Below are 15,741 nucleotides of genomic sequence, written 5' to 3'. Positions count from 1 at the left end.
TTGGGCGCTTAATCCAGGCGGTCGTTATAAGGCGCCACCAGCGGCAAGTCGAGTTCAAACTCACTGCCCCGGCCCGGGGTGGAAAACACAGTCAGGCTGCCGCCTAAAACCTGGGTCACGGCATTGTGCGCAATGTGCAGGCCCAGGCCCGAGCTGCCCTGGCCGAATTGGGTGGTGAAAAAAGGATCAAACACCTTGCCCAGATCGGCGGCGGCGATGCCATTGCCATCGTCTTGCACCAAAATCCGCAAGCCGGTATGGCTGCCCTGTTTGCAGTGGAGCGTAATCTGTCCCTGGCTGCGGCCATGGAAGGCGTGTTGAATCGCATTTTCCAGCAGGCGTTTTAAGACATCGGCCAGCACATCGGGAAAACTGTTGAGTTGCAACGCGGGATAAGGCAATACCCGCAATTGACAGGGAGAGGCTTGCAGGCGCGCGCTGAAGTCGGCCAGCACCGGCTCCAACACTTCCTGCAATTGAAAGCGATGACGGCGCGCGCCGCTTTGCTCAACCGCCAATTGTTTGAAGGTTTGCACCAGCTTGGCCCCGCGCGCCAGACTGGTGTGCATGATGCTGGCGGCGGTCTGCAAGTCGCTTAACATTTCACGCATTTCACTCAGACTGATATGTCCTTGCGCCACGGCTTGCTGCAGATGTTGCAATTGCTCTTCCAAGGCCGAGGCCGCCACCAGACCATTGCCCAGCGGCGTATTCAATTCATGCGCCACGCCCGCCACCAGACGGCCTAAAGACGCCATTTTTTCCGATTGCACCAGCTTGGCCTGGGTCAGACGCAATTCCGCCAGCGCGTGGTCGGCCTGTTCGCGCGCCAGTGTGGCGGCCAGCCGTTCGCGCTCGGCCAGGGCGTAGGCGCTGGCGTTGTCCAGAGCAATCGCGCCATATGCGCTCAGGGTGCGGAAAATCGAACGTTCGCGCTCCGCATAAGCATGCGGGCGCAGCGATTGAATCGACAACACGCCCAGCAAGCGTTCATTCACCAGCAAGGGCGTGAATAAGAGGCTTTGCGTATCCAGGGTATCCGGGATTTTGGATTGCACATTGTCGTTGCCGTCGGCGTTGATGAAAATATCCTGGCGCTCGCGTGCGCAGCGCGCCGACAAGGCAAACGGATGATCCAGCGGCACATCAGCGATGTTGATCGGCGCTTCTTCTTCCAGCGCAAAGGGACAATGCAAGCCCTGCCCGTCTTGTTGCAAGAGATAGACGCAAAACGACGTGACATCCAATAACTGTTTGACATTCCGGTACAGCGCGGCAAACACCGCAGCGCTGTCTAAGCAGGCGGTGATTTCACGCCCGATGCTGCCCAGGGTTTCCAGTGTTTGCGAGGCTTCTTGCAAAGCGGCGGCGCGGCGTGATTCGGTTTGCGCCAGTTCCAGGTGGTGCAGCGCTTCCGCTTTGGCGCGCTCTGTGTCGAGCCGCACTTGCATGGCGATGGCGCGGTTATTCGCATCAGCCAGATGCTGTTGCTCACGCGCGCCTGCGGCCGCACGCGCATAGGCGAAGGCTTGATCAAAGCAGGCCGCTTCGGCATACGCGTTGGCGATGGTGTCGAACAGGCTGGAAGGAACAATGAATTCATCAATCGTGCCGGCGACTTGCAGCGCTTGTTTTAACCAATGCAAATGGGCATTCGGCTCAACGCTCTCGGGCGGCGCCGCTAACTGATGGCGGTGACACAGCTCGGCTTTGATGCAAAGCAGATCAATGATTTCATTGCTGCTGTGCTGCTGCTGCGCCATCTGCAGCGCACTGCGCAATTTTTCCATGGCCTGCTCATACTGTCCCAGATCGCAATAGGCTTTGGCTTGCCCGCGCAGGGTGCGCATAATCATCGGCGCCGCCCCGCTGTTGGCCAAGATCGCTTCCTGCTGGCCGAAGTAAATCAGGGCTTGCGCCGGCTTGGCCAGATCCAGCTGCAATTCGCCCAGATAATGCAAGGTTAGCTGCCAGGTGGGGGAACCGGCCACCGGTTGCAAGCTGTGTTGCGCATCCAGCAGCATGCGTTCCGCTTCCTGCAAACGGCCCAATTGCCGCAAAGTATTGCCGACTTGGATCAGGGCAGTGCCCTGCATGGCCGCCATTGCGCTGCGGCGCGCCAATTCGAGCGCCTGTTCGCCCCACTCCAGCGATGCTTGCAAATCGCCCAGCGTGGCGAAGGCGTCGGCGGCATTGCTGACTGACACAATGGCATGGCGCAACTGGCCGCTGTTGTTGGCGGCGCTAAAGGCCAGCAAATAATCGCGGATGCCGCTGGCCGGATCACCTGCATACACCGCCAAAATCCCGAGCGCGCTATGCAGCCAGGCCGCCACCAGGGGATCACTGGCCCAGGGTTTGGCGGATTCCTGCAAGGCGCGTTCGCGCGTCTGGCGTTGATCAAGGAAAGCGTTGAAATGCAAGGTTTTGGCGCGCGCCACGGCGGCGCGCAGTCCGTCGCCGGCCTCTTGCCAGGCGGCGGCGGCGTCGGCAAACGCCTGATCGCGCTGCTCGGCGCGGGAAAGCTCTTGCAAGATGGATGCGTGGCAAAACGCCAAATCGCCCGCCAGCAGCAAATCCGGCGCGTGCGCTAACAATTCGCGCGCCTGCTGCAATGCGGAAAGCGCCGCCGGCACTTGTGCGTCCAGACAGTGCAAACAGGATTGGGTGAGCCAATGACGGACTTGCAAGGCGGTTGAGACTTGCTGCAGCAAGTCTGGCACATGCAAGCGCTTTTGGATCTGCAAGGCGCGCTGCGGGTCACGCTCGCGCAAGGCCCAGGCCAATTCCTGCCACAGCGCAAAATCGCGGGGCGAAACCGGCGTCCCCTCTCCGTTATTGGCAAGCATGGTGTGCAATTCCTGCACCCTTTGCTTGCTTGCATATAAGTCCATCTTCGCTCCCGGCACAGGACATCAGAGGCGCCGCCCGCCAAGGTGTGATGTCCATACTTGCCAATTTAGCATGCCGTCAGCTGCAAGGTAAAGCCGGATTCGCAGCAGCCTCCGGGGCGCCCGCAACGCGCGCGTGCAGTATGCCGCGTCATGCAAAATGTGCAGACGCTGGGTTTTTATCTGTAGTACCTAATGAGCCACTGCGCTAACAATCCGGTCTGATATGCCAAGCGGGTTGCAGCTTGATTGTGCGAAGCTTGTCGAAGCACGGTTTGGGTTTTGCCGTTCGTGCTGAGCCTGTCGAACCATCATCAACCATACCCTTCGACAGGCTCAGGGCGAACGGAATCTGCTTCGTCCATCCTTATGAATGCCGAACTTCAGTATCTGTATTGATTTTCTGCCTGTTTCAAGAATATGGCACAACAGCTGTCGATCTTGTTTATCGCTGCGCGCAAGCCAGCCTGCAGTTTTGGCTTGAATCCAGCTGAAGCGGCGCTTTATTTCTGCTATTATGCATAAAACCCCATGGTTATCGACGAAAACAGCACGATATAAATTATTTTTAAACAGAGCGGCTTTGAAATGATTTTATCGGGCATGCAGACATAATATTGTCACACCCCGGGCATATGATTTCTGCTTTTCACACATCGGGAGCGCATATGCAAGACAATAAAACATCCGGGCGGCGCGGCTTTCTGGCCGGCGCCGGTGCGTTGGCGGCATCAAATCTGTTTCCGGATTTGATTAAACAAGCCCTGGCAATCCCCGCACATCATCAAAGCGGCACGCTGGCCGATATTGGCCATGTGGTGATTTTTATGCAGGAAAACCGCGCCTTTGACCATTATTTCGGCTGCCTGCCGGGGGTGCGCGGTTTTCATGATCCGCGCGCCATCCGTCTGCCGGGCGGGGCGCCGGTGTGGTATCAACCGGATGGCAAAGGCGGCCATGTATTGCCTTTCCATTTTGACGCGAAAAACACCAGCGCGCTTTCGCTTGGCACCAACCATTCCTGGAAAGGCAATCAGACGGAATGGCAGGGCTGGGACGCCTGGGTCAAGCGCAAAAGCGCGCAGGCGATGGGGTATTTTAACCGCGAAGATATTCCCTTTTATTATGCGCTGGCAGATGCTTTTACGATTTGCGATGAATATCACTGCTCGATTTTCGGCGCCACTGATCCCAATCGTTTATATTCCTTGAGCGGTACATGTCAAAATATGCTGGGCTTTCCTGGCGGCTTATATAATATCAATGCCGCCGGTTATTATAATAATGATCCGGCTAAAGATAATATTTCAGCTGAAATCACCAAAGCCGCGCCGAATTGGCAAACCTATGCTGAAGTGCTGGAAGCCAATCAAGTCAGTTGGAAGGTGTATCAGGAATGGGATAATTATGGCGATAATTATCTGGCGTATTTCAAACAATTCCGCATCAATCCGGATGGTTCACGCTTATCAAGTGATTCGCCCTTATATCAAAAAGGCCGGCAGCTGGCGCCAGGCTCGAATGAGGCGAATTCAGTCGGCACGCGCGCCGATTGGCTGGTGGCGCAATTCGCCAATGATGTCAAAAACAATGCCCTGCCCCAGGTTTCCTGGATTTGTGCGCCAAATGATTACACCGAGCATTCGCCGAATTCGCCGAATGCCGGCGAAAACCTGACGGCGCGCCTGTTGGCGGCCTTAGTGGCCAATCCGGCGGTATGGTCAAAGACGGTTTTTTTACTGAGCTATGATGAAAATGACGGCTTTTTTGACCATATGCCTTCGCATCTGGCCCCGCTGCATGCGGAAATGGGCAAAACCACGCTGCCCCATGTCGGCCAATGGGAGGCGATCAACGGCGTGCCGACCGGCCTCGGGCCGCGTGTGCCGATGCTGATCATCTCGCCCTGGACGCGCGGCGGCCGGGTCTGTTCACAATTGATGGACCACACCTCGAAGCTGCGCTTTTTGGAAGAATGGCTGGTGCAGGGCTTGGGCAAAAAACGCGAAGACGTGACATGCCGCCTGATTTCGCCCTGGCGTCGCGCGGTGTTGGGCGATATGCGGGCCGCGTTTGACTTTAAAAATCCAAATCAGGTCTGGCCCGATTCGGTGCCGAAAAACACCTCCTGGTCGCTGGTCACCGGCAAGCCCTATCCGCAGCCGCCCAAATTGCAAAGCCTGCCGGTGCAGGAAGTCGCCAGCAACGGGCCGCGCGGCTATTGTCCGCTGCAATATGATTTCAGCGCTGATTTTGTGCGCACTGGCCGCCAGCTCGGGCTTATCCTGCACAATAGCGGGCGCGATGGCGGCGCGTTTATCGTGTATTCGCGCCAACGCAGCGATGGCCCCTGGTATTACGCGCTCGAAGCAGGCCGCTCGCTGGCGCAGGAAAATTGGAACTGCTCGGGTGACGCCTATCATTTATGGGTGCATGCGGCGGGCGGCTTTTTGCGCGAATGCAGCGGCAGTCTGCAACACAATCTGCTGCTGGAAGTCTGGGCGCGCCATGTGCCCGGCGCCAATCAAGTCGCGCTCACATTCGCCAATCAGGGCGGGCAGGCGCTGCAGGCTGATTTAATCGATATGGCGTATGGCGCACCCGGCCAAAAGCTGCAGCTGGCCGCCGGCGAGCGGCGCACCGTCTATTTGCCGGCGCACGCCAGTTTCGGCTGGTATGACTGGAAGGTGCTGTGCGCGGCCGACGGTGCGTATTTGCGGCGCTTTGCCGGGCATATTGAAAACGGCGCATTCAGCCGCACCGATCCGGCCCTCGCGCGCCGGCTGGAAGAACCGGGCCTGATGCTGACCACGCCAAGCGTGCAACAAGGCGCCAGCATCAGCATCGGCTATCAAAGCCCGGCGGCCCAATTGCACAGTAAAAATTGGGTTGGCATTTACGCCAAGGGACAGCAGCCGGGCGCCGCCGGCTCCAAGCTGTGGGCCTATGCGCCGCAAGGCTTTGGCGCTGTGCAATTCAATAGCGCCAGCCTGGCGCGCGGCGAATACAGCGCCTGGTATTTATACGCCGACGGCTATACTGCGCTCTGCGCGCCGCAAAGCTTTAGCGTGCTGTAAGCGCTTATTGCAGCGGATTGCGCAATTGCGTATGGCGCAAGATCACCCGGCTGTAGGTGTCTTGCGCCCCGGCGCGGGTGCGCAATGTTTCAATGATGCGCATCAAGCCGCCTTGATCGACACAGGCCACGCGCAGCAGATAATCATAGCTGCCCGTCACCAGCGAAGCCTCCAAAATCCCCGGAATGGTGAGAATGGCGGCTTCAAATTCCTGCGCCAGCGTATGGCGCGCCAGCTTGACATCAATCATGGCTTGCAGCGGCAAACCCAAAGCCTGCAAATCCAGCGCGGCATGGTAGCCGCTGATCACGCCTTGCTGCTGCAAGCGTTTGATGCGCTCGCCCACGGTATTGGCGCTTAAATGCACCGCCTCGCCCAGTTCGCGCAGGCTGATTCTGGCGTCTTTATGCAGTATTTCGATGATTTGGCGGTCAATCTTGTCCATGGTCGTGTTTTCCTCGGTGAATGACGCCATTTTAGAGAAAAATCCGAAAAAATCACAAGCCGCCTGTTTCTATAATGGCTCACACTTTCTGCGCTGTGCCGCGCAATTATCAGGAGACATCACCATGCATGCAAAAATCGCCATCTTAGCCTGCAGTTTGCTGGCCCTGCCAGCCTGGGCCAACCCGGCCAAACCCCTGCCTGCGATTGAGGCGCAAGCCATCAGCCAGGCGCAAAAACAGGCCGCTTTGCAAACCCTGATTAATAAAGTGCAAGCCAATTATGTGTTCCCGGAAGTGGCGCAAAAAGTCGCCGCCGCGCTCAAAGCGCATGACAAGGCAGGCGCCTATCAGGCGGCGGCGAATTGGCACGATTTCGCCAAATTACTCACCGAACATTTGCAAGCCGCGTCGCAGGACAAGCATTTCCGCGTCGGCTTAAGCCCGCTTGTCGTGGCTGAAGATGCGGCGCCGGGCCAGCCGCCGGTCTTGAGCGCGGAACAGCAGCAAGCTGACCAGGCCATGTTGCGCTCAGTGAATTACGGGGTGGAGAAATTTGAACGCCTGCCCGGCAATATCGCCTATGTGGAATTGACCGGCTTTGCCGATCCGCAATTGGCGGGTGAGAATATCGCCGCCGTCATGAATCTGGCGGCGCAGGCCAACGCCTTGATTATCGATCTGCGCCGCAATGGCGGCGGCGAGCCGGCCACGGTGGCCTTAATCACCAGCTATCTGCTGGATGCGCAGCCGGTGCACTTAAACGATATGCTGTACCGCTATCGCAAAGAACCGATTCAATATTGGAGCCATGCCTGGGTGCCGGGCAAACGTTTCGGCAGCAAAAAGCCTTTGTATGTGCTGACCTCCAAGCACACTTTTTCGGCAGCGGAAGAATTCAGCTACAACCTGAAAAACCTCAAGCGCGCCACCCTGATCGGCGAAACCACCGGCGGCGGCGCGCATCCGGGAGAGGATTACAAATTGGCGCCGCATATGAGCGTGTTCATTCCGAATGGGCGCGCGCGCAATCCCATCAGCGGAAGCAATTGGGAAGGCGTGGGGGTGACGCCGGATCAGCCTGTCGCTGCAGAACAAGCTCTGGCGCTGGCGCATTGGAGCGCGCTGCAAGGCGTGATTGCGACAGAGCAAACGCCGCGCCGCAAGAGCGCATTGGAAAAAATCGCGCAGGATCTGAAAGCGAAATTCCAGACACCCGGCAAATAAGGCGTGTGCTTTGCAGTGAGGCCGGCTTGCATAAGATGCAAGCCGGCCAGTCAGATCAGACCAAGCCCTGGCTGCTCAGATATTCCTCATAGCCGCCGGCAAAGTCGATGATGCCATCTTCTTTGATTTCCAGAATACGGGTCGCCAGCGAAGACACGAATTCGCGGTCGTGCGAAACGAAAATCAGGGTGCCGGTGTACTTTTCCAGCGCCATATTCAGCGATTCAATCGACTCCATATCCATATGGTTGGTCGGTTCGTCCAGCAGCATCACGTTATAGCGGCCCAACATCAGCTTGCCATACATCATGCGGCCCTTTTCACCGCCGGACAGCACCTGCACCGATTTGCGCACCTCATCGCCGGAGAACAGCAAGCGGCCCAGAATCGAGCGCACCGCCTGATCATCATCGCCTTCGCGCGTCCACTGCCCCATCCAATCGGTCAGATTCAAATCGCGCGCGAACTCTTCCGCCGGATCTTGCGGCATATAACCGATTTGCGCATGCTCAGCCCATTTCACCAGGCCGTGATCAGCTTGCAAACCGCATAATTCGCCGCCCAGGCAGCGCAACAGTGTGGTTTTACCCACCCCGTTGGCGCCGATGATGGCGATTTTTTCGCCGGCTTCGATATTGATGTTGAAGTTATTGAAAATGCGCCGGTCAAACGACTTGGCCAAGCCCTGCACTTCCACCGCCAGACGGTGCAATTTCTTTTCCGCCTCAAAGCGGATGTAGGGATTTTGGCGCGAAGACGGTTTCACATCTTCCACCTTGATCTTGTCGATTTGCTTTAAGCGCGAGGTGGCTTGGCGCGCCTTGGATTTGTTTGCCGAGAAGCGGCGCACAAAGTCTTGCAATTCAGCGATTTTGTCCTTGGCTTTGGCGTTGGCCATCAATTGCTGATTGCGCGCCTGGGTCGAAGCCAGCATATAGTCGTCATAATTGCCGGGATAGACTTTCAAGGTGCCGTAGTCCATATCCGCCATATGGGTGCAGACCTGATTCAGAAAGTGTCGATCATGCGAAATGATGATCATGGTCGAATTGCGCTGATTCAGCACATCTTCCAGCCAGCGGATGGTGTTGATGTCGAGGTTATTGGTCGGTTCGTCGAGCAATAAGATATCCGGATCGGAAAACAGCGCCTGCGCCAGCAAGACGCGCAGCTTCCAGCCGGGCGCGACATTGCTCATCGGGCCATTGTGCTGCTCCAGCGGCACGCCGACGCCCAACAGCAATTCACCGGCGCGCGATTCGGCGGTATAGCCGTCATATTCGGCGAATTTGGCTTCCAGATCCGCCGCGCGCATATAGTCGTCGTCAGTCGCTTCCGGGTTGGCGTAAATCGCATCGCGCTCGCTCATCGCGGCCCACATCTCGGTGTGGCCCATCATCACCACATCCAGCACGCGCATTTCTTCGTAGGCGAATTGATCCTGGCGCAATTTACCCAGGCGCTCATTGGGGTCGAGCATGACCACGCCGGCGGATTGTTCCAGGTCGCCGCCCAGAATTTTCATAAAGGTGGATTTACCGCAGCCATTGGCCCCGATCAAGCCATAGCGATTGCCATCGCCGAATTTGACTGAAATATTTTCAAACAGGGGCTTGGCCCCGAACTGCATCGTGATATTCGCTGTGGAAAGCATGTCTGGCCCGTTTCAAAGCAGGTGATAAGGCCGGGCAGAGGCGCCGGCGCAAAGCAAACCGGCTATTTTACCACCGCAATGGGGTTTTCAGACAGAATCCGCGCGCAAAACACGCTGCCGCCAGCGCGCCGCTTCAGACTTGCGGATTCAGTTTTTCACTCTTGGCTTGCAATTTGTTTAAGGCCGCCAGATAGGCTTTGGCGGAGGCGGTGATAATGTCAGGGTCAGCCCCCACGCCATTGGCGATGCGGCCATCCAGCGACAGGCGGATCGTCACCTCACCCTGGGCTTGCGGCCCGGTGCTGATTGCATTAATCGTGAATAAGACCAGCTCAGCCCCGCTGTGCACCACTTTTTCAATTGCATTGAAACAGGCGTCCACCGGGCCATTGCCCTGCCCTGTGCTGCGCAACTCCTTATTGCCGGCGGCAAACACCAATTCCGCCTGCGAAGCCTCGCCGGTTTCCGAACTTTGCTTTAAAGACAGCAGATGAAAATGCTCGTGCTCATGTTCTTCATCGACGATCAGACTTAATAAATCCTCATCGAAAATTTCAGTCTTGCGGTCCGCCAGGTCTTTGAAGCGGGCAAAAGCTTGATTCAATTCGCTTTCGCTCTCCGGCAACACGCCCAATTCCTGCAAGCGCTGGCGGAAGGCGTTGCGCCCTGAGAGTTTGCCCAGCACGATTTTATTGGCGCTCCAGCCGACATCTTCGGCGCGCATGATTTCATAGGTTTCGCGCGCTTTTAAAATGCCATCCTGATGGATGCCGGAGGCGTGAGCGAAGGCATTCGCCCCCACCACCGCCTTATTCGGCTGCACCGCGAAACCGGTGATTTGCGACACCAGCTTGGAAGCCGGCACGATTTGCGAAGCGTCGATATTGGTATGCAATTGATAATGATCGGCGCGGGTTTTGAGCGCCATCACCACTTCTTCCAGCGCGGTATTGCCGGCGCGCTCGCCCAGGCCATTGATGGTGCATTCAATCTGCCGCGCGCCGCCCACCACCACCCCGGCCAGCGAATTGGCCACCGCCAAGCCCAGATCATTGTGGCAATGCACCGACCAGATGGCCTGGTCAGCATTCGGAATCCGGCTGCGCAGATTCTTGATGGTCTGGCCGAACAATTCCGGTGCGGCATAGCCCACGGTATCGGGGAAATTGATGGTGTTGGCGCCGGCCGCGATCACCGCTTCCAGCACGCGGCATAAGAAATCAGGATCGGAGCGGCTGCCGTCTTCCGGTGAGAATTCGACATCATCCGTGAAGCGGCGCGCAAAACGCACCGCCGCCACCGCCTGCTGCAAGACATCTTCCGGACTCATGCGCAACTTCATTTCCATGTGCAGGCGCGAAGTGGCAATAAAGGTGTGAATGCGGCGGCGCGGGGCGTCCGTCAGCGCTTCGGCGGCGCGCGCGATATCGCGTTCATTGGCGCGCGCCAGGGAGCAGACGGTGGAATCGCGCACCACGCGCGCAATCGCCGAAATAGCGGCGAAGTCGCCCGGCGAAGCGGCGGCAAACCCGGCTTCAATCACATCCACCCGCATCCGTTCGAGCTGGCGCGCAATGCGCAATTTTTCATCGCGCGTCATGGAAGCGCCGGGCGATTGTTCGCCATCGCGCAAGGTGGTATCGAAAATAATCACTTGTTCAGACATCTTCCCCTCCCGCTTGCATCAAGCACTTTTGCGGCGCGACGCGCCATCAAGACCCCGCTTTTCAGCCGCCGCGCTCATCCACTTCGCTGGCGCCGGCTTCCGGTTCCGGCGCGGTTTGCACCAAAGGCACCGGATCGCCTTTGAACCAGCGCAAGAAAAAGATCACATAACCGGACAAAGCGTACAGAATAAAGCCGCCAAACAGGGCAATCGGCGGATTGTAGGTGACGCCGACGATCAAGAGCACCACCAGAAACACGGTGATGAAAGGCACGGTTTTGCGGAAATTCACATCTTTGAAGCTGTAAAAAGGCACATTCGTGACCATGGTCAGGCCGGCAAACAAGGTGATGCCCCAGGCCAGCCAGCGCCAATTCTGGCCCTGCTCGCCCAGATCAGTCATCAAAAACACAAAGCCTGCCACCAGTGCGGCGGCGGCCGGGCTGGGCAGCCCCTGGAAATAGCGCTTATCCACCACCGCGATATTGGTGTTAAAGCGGGCTAAGCGCAAAGCTGCGCCGGCGCAATATACAAAAGCCGCCAGCCAGCCCAGTTTGCCCATGCCGCGCAAGGCCCAGACATACATCACCAGGGCCGGCGCAGCGCCAAAGCTGACCATGTCTGACAGGGAGTCATATTGGGCCCCGAATTCGCTCTGGGTATTGGTTAAGCGCGCAACCCGCCCATCCAAGCTGTCCAACACCATGGCGACGAAAATCGCGACGGCAGCCGGTTCATACAAACCGCCCATCGCCATCACAATGGCGTAAAAGCCGCAAAACAGCGCGGCGGTGGTGAATGCGTTGGGTAAGAGATAGATGCCGCGTGAGCGCGGCTTGTGCGGCGCGCCGGCCAGCGCCGGCGTGTCCTCCAGCGGACGGCGTAAGCGGTTCAAGCGCCGCAGACGGTCAAGTTTGAAGGGGCCGGTATTGAGTTTGCGCCGGTTCGGATTAGTCATGCATTGCTCTCCGGGAATACGGTGGTGCGTCACGCAAGGCCTGCGTGCACAAACCGTGCATCTTACCTTGCATGCGGTTTTTTTGCAGCTGCAAACGGGTTATGCGGAGATCAGCGGCGCAGCGGCGGGTAAAAAAAACCGCAACGTGAGGCAAATGGCATGCAAACAAAGGGCCGCATGACTGCCTGCCATGGCGAACAGCCGCCCGGCAAGACCGGCTTGCAGGGCGGTTTTCAGAAGATGCGGGAAAAATCGGCTCAGCGATGCTGCAATAAATCGCCAAAAACGGTGTGCTCGCCCAGCATGCGATCCGGCCCTGGCGCATCGTACAACACCAGCCAGCTTGGCTTGCCATGCGACAGCCCGGAAGGCAAATCGCAAATCGCTTCGGCGCGATTCACCCCGCGTCCATGCGGCAGGGAAATCGATTCGCTCAGATTGAATTCAAAACGCACCGCTTCGCGGTTGTCCGCCAGTATCGGGCGCGCGCCCTTCCATTTAAAGATACGGATATCGCCGTTGAGCACCATGGTGGGGCCGGCCAAAATATACAGATCATCGCCATAAAAATGCAAATCGCGCACGCCCAGGCCATCCAGCTGCAAAAAATGTTTGCGCAGCTTGACGCCGCTCTCATCCAAAGGAGCCAGGCGGAGTTGATCCGCGCGTGATTCGAGCGCGATTTCAAGAATCGCCGACCAGCCGCGCAAAACCGGCCCGCGCAAGCCGAGCAGCAGGCGATTGCCATCAACCGCCAAGCCTTCAATATCAAAACCGTTGTCTTTGCCGGGCAGCGCCATATACGGGCCAAAGTGCGGATCGTCGGCTAACAGGCGGCTTAATTGATTATGTTCGGCATCGCCTTTGAGGCATTCAGCGCGCCGCCCATCTTGCGCCTTGCGCACCAGGCAAGGCTCGCCCTCGGCATCCGCTTCAATCGGAATACGCGCCAGCAAGCGCCGATTGCCATCCAGCGCCAGTTTCGCCAGGCGTTTGGCATTGTCCGCGTGGCTGCGCTCAGGTTTGGCGTTTTTCCGTTTCAAGCCATGTGAACCAACGACCCAGAGAAAGCCATTGGCGACCGCCATGCCTTCCAGATCCGCCTCTTCCTCAGCCGCGCCGGGCAAGTCGATTAAATCGGCCAGCGCGAATTCGCGCACCTCGCCAAAACGCAATGACTCACTGCCCAGCGGGTCGAGCTGGCGCAAGCGTTCCACGCCGCAGGCTTCATCTCCTGCCACCCACAGCCAATCGCCGCTGAAAGCCGCGCCCGACAAGTTTGTTTTTACCAGACAATCAGGGGCGAACTCTAATCTGACTGCATTTGCAGAGCGTTTATTTGGCATGCTGATTTTCCTTCAAAAATTAAAACCACAGGGCGACTAAAAAGATGCCCAACATAATGAACGCGATCACAATCTTGGCAATCATGCCCACCATCAGACCCAGCCAGGTCGCGAGCGCCACTTTGGCCGCGCGTTCCTGGTTTTTTTGCGACCAATATTCACCAATCGCCGCGCCGACGAGCGGCATAAACAAAACCCCGATCAAGCCCATGAACAGGCCGACAACCGTGCCCAGCGCCGCACCGGCCAAGGCCAGTTTGCTCGCTTGCGCCTTTTTGGCGCCCAACAGGCCGGCGACAAAATCCAGCGCAAAAGCAAACACCGCCAGCAAGGTGATGAAGACCATGGTGGCAACGCTGACGCGGTTAAAATCATCAATCCAGGCGCCCAACAGCAAGCCCAGCCACACCAGCAAGGTTCCAGGCAAAACCGGCAACACCGTGCCCGCCAATCCCAATACGACCATGACGGCGCTCGCCGCCCATAAAAGATAACTATCCACAATTCGCTTTCGTCTGTTTAAAGGCCATCCGCCATGGGCCAAGGTGGCGACAGCCGGCCAAATCTCAATTCGGTTTTTCCGAAGCTTTAGTGAGAGATGTATGCAGCTGCGTGAGGGCAGCAAAGGTCATGCCTCATCGAGGCGCAGTGAATGGGCGCAGAAAATATAAGCGCAACACCAGCGGTGACGCCGTTCGCCCCTTCGCAGAAGTTGTTGCAAAGAGTGCGGCTTGGCCGGGATCGTATAGCAGTCTGGGCTGGCGTATTGCGACAAGCGCCAGGGACAGGGTCTTATCTGAGGTAGAATTTCATGGTAATAAAGAATAAAAATAAAATAATTCAGCTTTAAATCTTGTTTTTTAGATACTTGCTATATACTTGTGCGCGATTCCTCACCATTGTCACGCCCCTCCCCCCCATCAATCCCCAAGCGAAAGGACTTCCCATGTCGGTCAGCATTCTTGGATCTGTAGGCAAATTAGGTAAAAACAATGTCGATGATGTTGTCAAAGTTCAACATTTATTAGCCCAACATGGCATGCCGGTTGGCCGTGCGGATGGCTTGTGCGGGCCGCGCACAATTGGTGCGATTCACACCTTTCAAGCCGGTTTTTTGCGTCAGCCGGATGGTTTAGTGGAGCCGGGCGGCAAGACACTGCAACGTTTAAACCTCATCAGTTTTAAACCCGCCGTCAGCAATAAAGTGGCGCCCAAGGTTGTCACGCCGCAGGAAGTGAAAAAGGCGGTTCCCGCAGCGGCAGGAACATCGCTGATCCGTTTAGTGCGGCGCGATACGCTCGGCCCGCTAAATCCGGGCTTGAAAGCGGTCAGCAATCAATACATGCTGGAAAAACTCGGCAAGCCGCGCGAATCATTCAGCCAGGCTTGCCAGCCAGTCACCAACGAAAAGCTGAAAAAATACATTACCACCGCCTCGGTTGGCCCGTTTAAAGTCACGGGACTGAAACCTGCAGTGGACAGTCTGCGCACAATCATGGCGGAAATCGCCGTCAAGCAGCCGGAAGTCTATCAAGCACTGGGCAGCGCCGGCATGCTGTGCGCGCGCAATGTGCGCGGCTCCACCACCGCAATCTCAAATCACTCCTGGGGCACGGCGATAGATTTGAAACTCAATGGCGCGCTGGATGGCTATGGCGATGGCATGGTGCAATATGGTCTGACCTTGATCGCGCCGATTTTCAATGCCCATGGCTGGTATTGGGGTGTGGCGTTTCGCAAAGAAGACGCGATGCATTTTGAAGTCAGCCGCAGCTTGCTGGAAAAATTTTTGCCGGATATCAAGTAATCAATCGCTTCAAATGGCTATTCTGTCCGCTGCTTGCGCGCAGCCCAAACGGCGCCTGTTTGCAGCGCACTGCCTTCCCGCGCAATACATGCGGAAATGAGCGCAAAGGCGCAGCGGCAGAATAGATAAGGCTTCATCAGAATAAGGACAGCTTATGCATGTTTTACGATTGCACCATCACTTACTGCTGGCGGCCTTGCTCGCCGTGAGCGGTTTCACTGTCGCGCAAGAAAGCCAGGCGCTGGGGCGCAAAGATTGTCAGCTGCAAAGCCGCCCCCAGTGGCAAGACCGCACTTTGCAATGGGAAGGCCCGTGCAAAGCGGGCAAGGCTGAGGGCGCCGGCGTGTTGAAAGCCTACAGCAAGGGCAAAGCCAGCCCGGAAATTTTCTACGGCCAGGTGGTGGCGGGCGCCCTGCATTTTGGCGTGCTGGAAATTGAGGGCGGATTTCAGGCAGGAAAATTTGTGCATGGCGCCGTGCAAGACGATGAAGATCGCAATGTACTAATCAAAGCCTTCGATGTGGCCAGCGCTGCCGCGCAAGCGTATAGCGAACGCTTGCAAAAAACCGGCAACGCCAGTTCGGCAAAGTTTTATGCAACAAAGGCCAAGCGTCTTGCTGAGCAGATGGATTGATGGCGGGATGTGGGGACTGACACGCGGGGGCTTGGCGC

11 protein-coding genes are annotated in these 15,741 nt (G+C 57.2%); 4 read left to right on the top strand and 7 right to left on the bottom strand.

Translation table 11 applies throughout. The features are described 5' to 3' along the window. Positions 1-8: 8 nt before the first annotated feature. Positions 9-2,894: an ATP-binding protein gene (locus tag V8J88_RS09770; RefSeq protein WP_338849241.1), complete on the bottom strand. Its 2,886-nt coding sequence runs from the start codon at positions 2,892-2,894 to the stop codon at positions 9-11. A gap of 665 nt (positions 2,895-3,559) precedes the next feature. Here V8J88_RS09770 and V8J88_RS09765 point away from each other — a divergent pair. Next, positions 3,560-5,968 carry a phospholipase C, phosphocholine-specific gene (locus V8J88_RS09765; protein WP_338849239.1) on the top strand — a complete coding sequence of 803 codons (2,409 nt, stop codon included), beginning with the start codon at positions 3,560-3,562 and terminating at the stop codon, positions 5,966-5,968. A gap of 4 nt (positions 5,969-5,972) precedes the next feature. On the opposite strand, the gene V8J88_RS09760 is transcribed toward V8J88_RS09765, so the two are convergent. After that, a complete protein-coding gene (locus V8J88_RS09760; protein ID WP_338849237.1) occupies positions 5,973-6,413 on the bottom strand; it encodes an Lrp/AsnC family transcriptional regulator in 441 nt (146 codons plus the stop codon). Between the two features lie 124 nt (positions 6,414-6,537). Between V8J88_RS09760 and V8J88_RS09755 the strand changes: the two genes are divergently transcribed. After that, positions 6,538-7,638, top strand: a complete 1,101-nt coding sequence (locus V8J88_RS09755) for a S41 family peptidase (RefSeq protein ID WP_338849235.1) — start codon at positions 6,538-6,540, stop codon at positions 7,636-7,638. A gap of 55 nt (positions 7,639-7,693) precedes the next feature. Here V8J88_RS09755 and V8J88_RS09750 read toward each other — a convergent pair whose 3' ends face one another. The 5 genes from V8J88_RS09750 to V8J88_RS09730 all read right to left on the bottom strand — a co-directional run bounded on the left by V8J88_RS09750 (position 7,694) and on the right by V8J88_RS09730 (position 13,728). After that, the gene (locus V8J88_RS09750; RefSeq protein WP_338849234.1) at positions 7,694-9,292 is read right to left on the bottom strand and encodes an ABC-F family ATPase; all 1,599 of its coding nucleotides are present in this window, start codon (positions 9,290-9,292) and stop codon (positions 7,694-7,696) included. A 133-nt stretch (positions 9,293-9,425) separates the two neighbouring features. Further along, complete coding sequence (locus tag V8J88_RS09745) at positions 9,426-10,958, bottom strand: 2-isopropylmalate synthase (RefSeq protein ID WP_338849232.1); 1,533 nt, start codon at positions 10,956-10,958, stop codon at positions 9,426-9,428. A gap of 61 nt (positions 10,959-11,019) precedes the next feature. Further along, positions 11,020-11,916 (bottom strand): CDP-diacylglycerol--serine O-phosphatidyltransferase, encoded by an 897-nt coding sequence (pssA, locus tag V8J88_RS09740; protein WP_338849231.1) that lies wholly within the window; start codon positions 11,914-11,916, stop codon positions 11,020-11,022. A 257-nt stretch (positions 11,917-12,173) separates the two neighbouring features. Beyond that, positions 12,174-13,262, bottom strand: coding sequence for a DUF3616 domain-containing protein (locus V8J88_RS09735; RefSeq protein WP_338849229.1), 1,089 nt, complete (start codon positions 13,260-13,262; stop codon positions 12,174-12,176). 19 nt (positions 13,263-13,281) lie between these two features. After that, a complete protein-coding gene (locus V8J88_RS09730; protein ID WP_338849227.1) occupies positions 13,282-13,728 on the bottom strand; it encodes a DUF456 family protein in 447 nt (148 codons plus the stop codon). Positions 13,729-14,208: 480 nt separating this feature from the next. Here V8J88_RS09730 and V8J88_RS09725 point away from each other — a divergent pair, with 480 nt between their 5' ends. Together V8J88_RS09725 and V8J88_RS09720 are read left to right on the top strand one after the other, a co-directional pair. Next, complete coding sequence (locus tag V8J88_RS09725; RefSeq protein WP_338849225.1) at positions 14,209-15,069, top strand: M15 family metallopeptidase; 861 nt, start codon at positions 14,209-14,211, stop codon at positions 15,067-15,069. Between the two features lie 154 nt (positions 15,070-15,223). Continuing rightward, complete coding sequence (locus V8J88_RS09720) at positions 15,224-15,703, top strand: hypothetical protein (protein WP_338849224.1); 480 nt, start codon at positions 15,224-15,226, stop codon at positions 15,701-15,703. The last annotated feature ends 38 nt before the right edge of the window (positions 15,704-15,741 follow it).

It is taken from the genome of Massilia sp. W12 (genome assembly GCF_037300705.1).
Classification (GTDB): Bacteria; Pseudomonadota; Gammaproteobacteria; order Burkholderiales; family Burkholderiaceae_D; genus JACPVY01.
This window is presented reverse-complemented; position numbering and strand designations above follow the sequence as displayed.

Excerpts from the sequence above, each read along its gene's own strand:
- V8J88_RS09770 (WP_338849241.1), bottom strand. The coding sequence starts at position 2,894 with ATGGACTTATATGCAAGCAAGCAAAGGGTGCAGGAATTGCACACCATG.
- V8J88_RS09765 (WP_338849239.1), top strand. The coding sequence starts at position 3,560 with ATGCAAGACAATAAAACATCCGGGCGGCGCGGCTTTCTGGCCGGCGCC.
- V8J88_RS09760 (WP_338849237.1), bottom strand. The coding sequence starts at position 6,413 with ATGGACAAGATTGACCGCCAAATCATCGAAATACTGCATAAAGACGCC.
- V8J88_RS09755 (WP_338849235.1), top strand. The coding sequence starts at position 6,538 with ATGCATGCAAAAATCGCCATCTTAGCCTGCAGTTTGCTGGCCCTGCCA.
- V8J88_RS09750 (WP_338849234.1), bottom strand. The coding sequence starts at position 9,292 with ATGCTTTCCACAGCGAATATCACGATGCAGTTCGGGGCCAAGCCCCTG.
- V8J88_RS09745 (WP_338849232.1), bottom strand. The coding sequence starts at position 10,958 with ATGTCTGAACAAGTGATTATTTTCGATACCACCTTGCGCGATGGCGAA.
- pssA (WP_338849231.1), bottom strand. The coding sequence starts at position 11,916 with ATGACTAATCCGAACCGGCGCAAACTCAATACCGGCCCCTTCAAACTT.
- V8J88_RS09735 (WP_338849229.1), bottom strand. The coding sequence starts at position 13,262 with ATGCCAAATAAACGCTCTGCAAATGCAGTCAGATTAGAGTTCGCCCCT.
- V8J88_RS09730 (WP_338849227.1), bottom strand. The coding sequence starts at position 13,728 with ATGGTCGTATTGGGATTGGCGGGCACGGTGTTGCCGGTTTTGCCTGGA.
- V8J88_RS09725 (WP_338849225.1), top strand. The coding sequence starts at position 14,209 with ATGTCGGTCAGCATTCTTGGATCTGTAGGCAAATTAGGTAAAAACAAT.
- V8J88_RS09720 (WP_338849224.1), top strand. The coding sequence starts at position 15,224 with ATGCATGTTTTACGATTGCACCATCACTTACTGCTGGCGGCCTTGCTC.